Raw genomic sequence first — 8,113 nt, forward strand, 5'->3', positions numbered from 1 at the left:
TCTGTTTGAAGAATCGAAAAGATTAAAGATTAGAATTTCTCCTCATTTCAAAACTCTGTGAATTCAAAATACTTCTTTCATATAACTTTAGGAAGAATCTTGGACGCTTTGAATCTCTATTTTTAAACGTTCCAATTATTGAATTCCATTCTTTATAAAATGGAAGAAAGGAAAGAGTGGGGTTCAAGGAAAACAAAGGAAGATCTTCAAGGCGAATCCTCTCGCCTTGAAGTTGAAAAATCAATCCTCGACGTTATTAAATTCTATCACCGACTTGTGAAGAATTTCAATTCCGGTTCGAAGATGTTCGATCGTTGTGCTCTCGTTTTTTCCATGAATTCCATCGATCTCTTCGGAACTCATTAAAGAAGGAATCAATCCATAACATTTGAATCCAGCTAATCTCAAGTAAGAAGAATCCGTTGTCCCCGGTGATAAGAAAGGTGTAATGACCGCGCCTGGAACCACTTGCTGAACAACACCGGAAAGAACTTTGAAGTACTTCGAATCTACAGGCGAGGTTGTTCCCGGTTCCAGATGTCTCGCTGTAACTTTCACTTTGTATTTTTCACCGAGCTTCTTCACCTTTTCATAAACTTCGTTCTCATTAAAGCCTGGAAGGATTCTTATATCGATACTTCCGTTTGCTTTAGAAGTAATGACATTGATTCCGGCGTAGTGTGTATCTACTCCTGTGATACTCACCGAGTTGCTAGTCATCGCTCTCAAATGTTTATTTGTCTGAATCACACCTTTTAAAATAATTCCTAACAAAGGATTTCTGGATCTCTTTAATACAAAAGAATTTGGAAAGGGACTTACTTCACCCATCTGATAAAAGAAGGACGCTGTTTCATCTTTTATGATTGTGATCTCATTCATCTTCTTCACTTCTTGAAGAAAATCGATAAGATTGAGCGCAGCATATTGAACCGGCGGTGTACTTCCATGGCCTGAAATGTCTTCGCTTTCCAAGTCCAACCAGACCGCTCCCTTTTCCGCGTGTTGAATGTTGAAGATCTTACTTCCCTTAACTACAACGTCCTTAGTTCCAACTCCGCCTTCGTTGTGAACAAATTCGTATCCTTTAAAAATATCTCTATGATTCGTGATTAAAAAACGCATTCCAAACTCGGAGCGACTTTCTTCATCGGAGACTGCAAGATACATCAGATTCTTTTTGAGTTTGATCCCGGAATCGTGAATTAAGAAAAAAGCATAGAGTTCCATAATCCCTAAACCTTTTATGTCCACCGCACCACGACCATAGATTCTATCGCCGACTCTTTCACCGGAGAAGGGCGGGTGAGTCCACTCGCTTGCATTCACTTCTACAACGTCGATATGACTTGTAAGAATCAGTCCACCTTCCGGATCACTACCTTTGATCTCGGCCATGATGCTCGCTCTTTCCGGTTTGCCAGGAACTTCAAAGATAGTCGTTTTGATTCCTCGTTTATCGAAAAGACTTTTTAAAAAGAGTGCGGCTTGCTTTTCATTTCCACGGATTGTTTTAATTCTTAAATAGGTCTGTAAATCCTTAGAAGCTTCTTCCGCGAGCTTTCCATAATCTCTTTCTTCGAACTTTGTCTTTGGCGTTAAGGAATGAATTCCTTTCTCCGTAATAAAAATCGTATAAAGTAAAAATAGAACCAAGGCCCCTAAAAATCCTAAGCCGATCTTCTTCCAATTCATCTTTAATTCTCCTCAGTGCGGAAGAAAATAACGTCTCCCGATTTCCTTTCAAGGCATTAAATCATTTCATCTTTGTCTTTTTAATGAACACAAAACGAATTGAACGTTAACCTTTTGAATTCTTTTCCGATGATTGTAGGGTAGAGGTTATAGAATGATTCGTGTTATATTTGTATTTCTGATTTTTCCGAGCCTTCTCTTCGCAGTAACTCCTGGAAAATGGTCGCACATCGATAAATATGTTTTTGGAAATAATCAGAACGGTCCCGTAAAAGAAATCGTCAAAAACGCGAGTGGTAAAGTAATCTACACCGCGAATTACGAGTATGATTCCAACGGAAAGCTTATCAAAGAATCCTATCTGAACGAAGAAGGAAAGAACGACGGCTCCACTCAATTTCAATACAAAGAAGGGAAGGTCGTAAGAGAAGAACTCTTTAATAAAGACAATCTTCTTGTTGAAACTAAAACTTTTCGATACAATCCGAAAGGACAAATCGATCTCATCGAAGTTTTCGATAGAGAGAATAAGCTATTATTAAAATCTAACATCGCCGCTTGGGAAAAAGAATTCGCTAAGACCGGACATACGAATTGGTCCGACTCTAAAGAAGTGGAAACTTTTGCTTTGATTCAAGATGAAAAGAATCCTAAGATCTTGATTCAAAACATCTACAATGAGGAGAAAAAACAGATCGCCTCGACCAAGTTTGAATATGATGAGAAGGGAAATCTTTTATCGAGGATCAACATCCAAGGCGAGCAAGAACGAAAAAACCAACTCAGCTATGGTCTCAATAACCGGCTTACCAGTTTTACGTTTCACGTGAAACAAAACAATAAATGGGAGCTTCTTAAGACTCACGAGCTTATCTACAAATAACCCGCCGTTCTCAATTACATTGAACTAATTAGGAACCTCTTTTCTCATTCTGGTCTTTATATCAAAACAAAGCTTGCAAGCTTTAGAGGTTCCAAATTGAAAATCAATGCTGGCTGGTCGCAAAAACGTTGTCAAAATTCTTCCGCATCAAATCCTTCTTATCTATAAAGAAATGCAAAATGCTTTCTACATTTCCTTTCAAGCCGTCTATTTGATTTGTATTAACTTGAAGAAGTGAAATCCGATCTTCTTTGGAATGATCCGCTCCCGATATAAAAACTCCAGGTCTAAACCGTGAAGCTCTCATGGTCGTGAAATAGCCTTTGTCATTTCTATCTACTTCATTCATCTCTTTAAAAGAGATAGGTCTTTCCGGAAATGGATATCTATATCCGTATATCTCCTATTGATATTTTCCGAGACTACCGTATTCAAAGAGTCTTTATCACTCACGAAAATAACCCTTCCATACTCCGTTGTATCATATAGTTGACAGAAGAAAAACAAAAGGCCCGAGGGAGAAATTTCATTTTAAAAATCTTTTAGATTGATCTGGCATAAAAAAGGAATGTCTTCTTCCGAATCGTTCAGTAGGAATAATGTTCCTTCCAGACGATGAATTCTATGTTTAAAATGATTCTTATAAAAACCTCAAGGAGAGGCTGAAGCTAAAGTGAAATTCTCAAAACTCGAATCACTCGTTCACATTTCTCATGAATGTCCCAGCCTATGGAATTGCGATTGTCATTTGCTACCTGATGTCTTCTTTTAATTTTGATAAGACTGGTATTCGCTCCCGCTCCTCTGAAAATTCCTAAAAGCTAAAAGCGAATAAAACCAAATGGGAAGATTCTACTTTTCTACGAACGTTCCATATGAAACACAAGTTCAAAGGTCGGAACTCCGAATCCATTCTCGCTGAATCAATTTGAGTTCGATAAAAATCATTTCTGTGACGAGTCTTAAAGATCAGAAGGAAAGATATCAAAAGGTTTCGTTACTTCTCTGATATCGATTTCGTTTTGAATTCGATTCTTGCTTTCGATGCGTCCCTTCTGAAGTATTTGCTCGATAGAGAACAGAAAACCAGGGAAGAAATCCGGAAAGACTCTTTGCATTATTGAATTTTTAGTTAAAAAATAACCCGCAATATCGAAACTAAATTATCAATCTTCGATTCGTTTCGAATATCTCGAGATGACTTCAATCGTTTTCTATTCTAAATGTCGGAAAAGAATGTAGGAACTCCTATGCTAACCCTATAAAGAAAAAACAAAATAGATTTTCATATAAGAGTTCATTCAAAGTAAGAAAGTTTGTGAGGGCCTTTTCTCTTTTATAAAACTCAACGCATTCTTAAATAAAAAAGCCCGGAGAAATTCCGGGCTTTCAAAAGCGTTTCATGTGAAACGCGCTGTCGGAACTCCGACAAAAGAGAGAAGAAGTTAGGAAGCTTCCGCCTCTTGTTTCTTCCTTCCTTTGATGTGATAAAGAAGTAGGTCAATATCACTTGGATCCACTCCTGAAATCTGTGCAGCTTTTTCCAGAGTCATCGGTCTATGGGTTTTCAATTTTTGAATCGCTTCCTTCTTTAAACCAGCGATCGACTCGTAACTCAAGTCTTCGGGAATACTAAGATCCAAATATTTAGTCTTCCACTGAATCGTCTCGAGTTCTCTTTTGATATAACCTTCATACTTAATTTCCATCTCGAGAATACTCTTATCCAACTCCGACCAAGATTGAACTTCCGGAATCATAAACTCAACGTCGGTGATCTTGATCTCAGGTCTTTTCAAAAACGAATCCAACTTCATACCAAACTTGTAGTTCGTGATTCCTTTTTGATCTAAAAGAGTTTGAAATTCTTCCGAAGGTTTCAACGGGATCTGATAGATCTTTTCTCTAACGGAATTCACTCGATTATATTTTTCATTCATTCGATCGTAGGAAGCTTGATCAACAAGTCCAAGTTCGTATCCATATTTCATGAGTCGATGATCGGCATTGTCTTGTCTTAAAAGAAGTCTATGTTCCGCACGAGAAGTAAACATTCTATACGGATCTTCTACTCCTTTATGAACGAGATCATCGATCAAGACACCGATATAAGATTCACTTCTTTTGAACAAGAGGGGAGGTTCTTTTTTTAAAGAATTAAGAACGCTATAAGCCGCGACCAAACCTTGTGCCGCCGCTTCTTCATAGCCTGTAGTTCCGTTGATCTGACCGGCGTGATAAAGTCCTTTTATCTTTTTCGTTTCTAAAGTCGGTTTTAATTCCGTTGGATCGACGTAATCATATTCTATCGCGTAACCCGGTCTAAGAATTTCCGCATTCTCCAATCCTTTTAAAGAACGTACGAGTTTCCATTGCACTTCTTCCGGGAGACTTGTTGAAACTCCATTGAGATAAATTTCAGCGGTCTCATATCCTTCCGGTTCTAAAAAAACCTGATGTCTTTCTCTATCAGCAAATCTTACAATCTTATCTTCGATAGAAGGACAATAGCGCGGGCCAGTGCTCTGAATTTGTCCGGAATACATCGGAGAAAGACTTAAATTCTCATGAATGATTTTATGAGTCTCCGCATTTGTATAAGTGATATAACAAGGAATTTGTTTTCGAGTAATCTTATCCGTTGAAAAAGAAAAGGCAGAAGGAATTGGATCTCCGTCTTGTATCGCGAGCACGCTTAAGTCGACGGAGTTCTTATGAATTCTAGGAGGGGTTCCTGTCTTCAATCTTCCTAATTTCAAATTGTACTTTGCGAGAGACTTTGATAATCCCTTTACAGTCGGCTCACACATTCTTCCGTTTTCATTTTGATAAGTTCCAATATGGACAAGCGATGATAAGAATGTTCCCGTAGTTAAGATCAAGTGGTTTGTATAAATTTCAAATCCGCGACCGGTCTTTACTCCTATCACGGAATCGTTTTCGATTAACAATTCTTCGACTGTGTCTTGACGAATCGAAAGATTCTTCTCTGCCTCAAGAGTATGTTTTACTTTGAGTTGATATTCTCTCTTTTCAGCCTGTGCTCTCGGCGCCCAAACGCTCGGACCTTTGGAAGTATTGAGCATCTTAAATTGAATTCCGGTACGATCGATCATCTTACCCATGATTCCACCGAGCGCGTCGACTTCTCGAACCATATGACCTTTTGCAATTCCGCCGATCGCCGGGTTGCAAGACATCTGCCCGATTGTATCTAAGTTCATCGTGATCAGCAAAGTTTTAGCGCCGCCTTTGGAAGCAATGTATGCCGCCTCGGAACCTGCGTGACCTGCACCGACTACGATACAATCAAAACGATTTGGAAAAACGGATGGGATCTTGGATTCAACCATTGAGATTCAACTTCCTGAAAATAGATTATAAATTTAAGAATGAGATGTTTCGCAAGTAACGAGTGCTATGATTTCAAGATGCAATCGACAAGAGACCTAACATATTGATTCATGGAATTATATCACTTATCAGGTTCCTGTTCTATGGCAGTATCTATCAAGAAACTATCCTATTTTGAAGGAAAAATCCTTCCCGAATCCGAAGCTAAGATCAGCATCCAAACACATGCCCTCCAATATGGCACCACCGTCTTCGGTGGATTGCGAGGGTATTACGATAAGGACACTGATAACATCTATCTGTTTCGTATCTTAGACCATTTTCAAAGACTGATCAACTCAACAAAGATCATGCAGTTAAAGTTAGAAAAGACAAAAGAAGAATTGAGAGACATAACAATCGAATTGATTCGTCAATGCGGATATAAAGAGAATATCTATCTTCGTCCTTTTGTTTACACCTCGGCTCTACAACTTTCACCTCGCTTCCATGACGTCCCAACCGAACTCGCCATCTATATTCTTCAATTGAATGATTACTTAGATACGAAGCGCGGATTGAAAACAATGGTTTCGAGTTGGAGAAGATTCGACGACGCGGTGATCCCAACTCTTTCCAAAGTGTCAGGCGGTTATGTAAACTCGGCTCTTGCAAAATCCGAAGCCGTTCAAAACGGATTCGATGAAGCCATCTTCTTAGATGCCCGCGGTTTTGTAAGCGAAGGATCCGCTGAAAATATCTTCCTTGTTCGCGACGGAAAGATCATCACACCCGGAGTAAACTCTTCCTTGTTGGAAGGAATAACGAGAAGAAGTGTTCTTCAAATCGCAAGAGACAACGGAATCGAAGTCATAGAAAGAGATATTGCTCGAAGCGAACTCTATATCGCCGATGAAGTTTTCTTTTCTGGAACCGGAGTCCAGATCGCTTGGGTTTCAGAGATCGATCATAGAAAAGTCGGGAATCAAGAAATGGGTCCGATTACAAAAAAGATTCAAAGTTTGTTTTTCAATCTTGTGATCAACAAAGAAGAAAAATACAGACATTGGCTAACACCGGTCTATTGAGATAGAATGAGTTTTCCCGGATTTCAATTGGATGATATCTTAGGACAAGACACTGCTCTTACGTTTCTAAAAAGATATTCATCCAGACCGGAGATGATTCCTCCTCTTTTGATTCTTCATGGACCCGACGGAACGGGAAAAGAATCTGCGTCCGAAAGATTTATCAAACAAGTTCTTTGTTTTGAAGGAACCTCTTGTGGAAGTTGTGCGTCTTGCAAAGCGTTCATGCACAACTCACATCCCGATTACATTCGATTTCCGGAAGAAAGTGGAAAGGTAATTCCGATCGGAAGCGAAGACAATCCGGAAGAATTCACAATCCGATGGTTAATTCGTTCTAGGCTCAACTACAGACCTCATCTTTCTAAGTTTCGTTTTATAGTTTTTCCGGATGCGTCCTTAATCGGTAACGAAGCGGAGACTGCACTCTTAAAATCGTTGGAGGAAGCTCCGCCATTTTCTCGATTTATCTTTATCGTAAACAATTTAGATAAACTAAAAGAAACAATCGTAAGTCGGGCCATCTGCATTCCGTTTCACTATCTCAATCAAGAAGCTCTTCAAAAGATTCATTCTAAATTTGATATTCCAATTCTTCCTTTTCAAGGAGGAAGTATGCTTTCTTTTGAATGTCCAAAGGAAGTGATTGATTTGGTTCAGGAAAAAATCAAAGATAAAATAGAAACACAATTGGATTTGTTAAAATTAGAATCTTGGATCCATTCTTACAAAGACGAACACCCCGAATGGAAAGAGAATTTCTCTTATAAAGAATTTTTAGAGTTAGTAAGTCTTCTTCTTATATACGAATATACGAGAACGGGATATGAAAATCATCTCTCAAAGATCGAATCCATCTTCCAATTCAAATCAGAGATTCATAAAAGAATCATCGGTTTGGAAACTCTCGCACTCTCCAGACTCTTTTTCCACCTTTCGCTCTGAAGTATATTCATTTTACTGAATATAAATTCTTCTCATTTCATCTAATATACGTTAGTCGAGATCGCGAATTGACTCAAAAGTTGTTTCGAGACATAATTTATTATTCAATGCATAAACCCTCCCTTTTTTCAGGAGAAATTTCCGATTACGGAATTTTCATTTGAGTACA

The 8,113-nt window shown here is 38.6% G+C and carries 4 protein-coding genes and 1 pseudogene; 3 read left to right on the plus strand and 2 right to left on the minus strand.

The features are described 5' to 3' along the window. Positions 1 to 240 precede the first annotated feature (240 nt). On the minus strand, positions 241 to 1,695 hold the full coding sequence (locus A0128_RS19290; RefSeq protein WP_069608998.1) for a M20/M25/M40 family metallo-hydrolase: 1,455 nt from the start codon (positions 1,693 to 1,695) through the stop codon (positions 241 to 243). 166 nt (positions 1,696 to 1,861) lie between these two features. On the opposite strand from A0128_RS19290, the pseudogene A0128_RS19295 reads away from it, so the two are divergent. Continuing rightward, positions 1,862 to 2,578 (plus strand): annotated as a pseudogene (locus A0128_RS19295) (hypothetical protein); the annotation flags it as partial. Positions 2,579 to 4,023: 1,445 nt separating this feature from the next. Here the strand turns inward: A0128_RS19295 and mnmG are convergent. Continuing rightward, on the minus strand, positions 4,024 to 5,931 hold the full coding sequence (gene mnmG / locus A0128_RS19305) for a tRNA uridine-5-carboxymethylaminomethyl(34) synthesis enzyme MnmG (protein ID WP_069609000.1): 1,908 nt from the start codon (positions 5,929 to 5,931) through the stop codon (positions 4,024 to 4,026). Between the two features lie 144 nt (positions 5,932 to 6,075). Here mnmG and A0128_RS19310 point away from each other — a divergent pair, with 144 nt between their 5' ends. Beyond that, positions 6,076 to 6,999 (plus strand): branched-chain amino acid transaminase, encoded by a 924-nt coding sequence (locus A0128_RS19310; RefSeq protein ID WP_069609001.1) that lies wholly within the window; start codon positions 6,076 to 6,078, stop codon positions 6,997 to 6,999. Positions 7,000 to 7,005: 6 nt separating this feature from the next. After that, positions 7,006 to 7,944, plus strand: coding sequence for a DNA polymerase III subunit delta' (locus tag A0128_RS19315; RefSeq protein ID WP_069609002.1), 939 nt, complete (start codon positions 7,006 to 7,008; stop codon positions 7,942 to 7,944). Positions 7,945 to 8,113: the final 169 nt, after the last annotated feature.

Source organism: Leptospira tipperaryensis, from assembly GCF_001729245.1.
Taxonomy (GTDB): domain Bacteria; phylum Spirochaetota; class Leptospiria; order Leptospirales; family Leptospiraceae; genus Leptospira; species Leptospira tipperaryensis.

What these genes read in the sequence shown, in the direction of transcription:
- A0128_RS19290 (WP_069608998.1), bottom strand. Translation starts at nt 1,695, where the DNA reads ATGAATTGGAAGAAGATCGGCTTAGGATTTTTAGGGGCCTTGGTTCTA.
- A0128_RS19315 (WP_069609002.1), top strand. Translation starts at nt 7,006, where the DNA reads ATGAGTTTTCCCGGATTTCAATTGGATGATATCTTAGGACAAGACACT.
- mnmG (WP_069609000.1), bottom strand. Translation starts at nt 5,931, where the DNA reads ATGGTTGAATCCAAGATCCCATCCGTTTTTCCAAATCGTTTTGATTGT.
- A0128_RS19310 (WP_069609001.1), top strand. Translation starts at nt 6,076, where the DNA reads ATGGCAGTATCTATCAAGAAACTATCCTATTTTGAAGGAAAAATCCTT.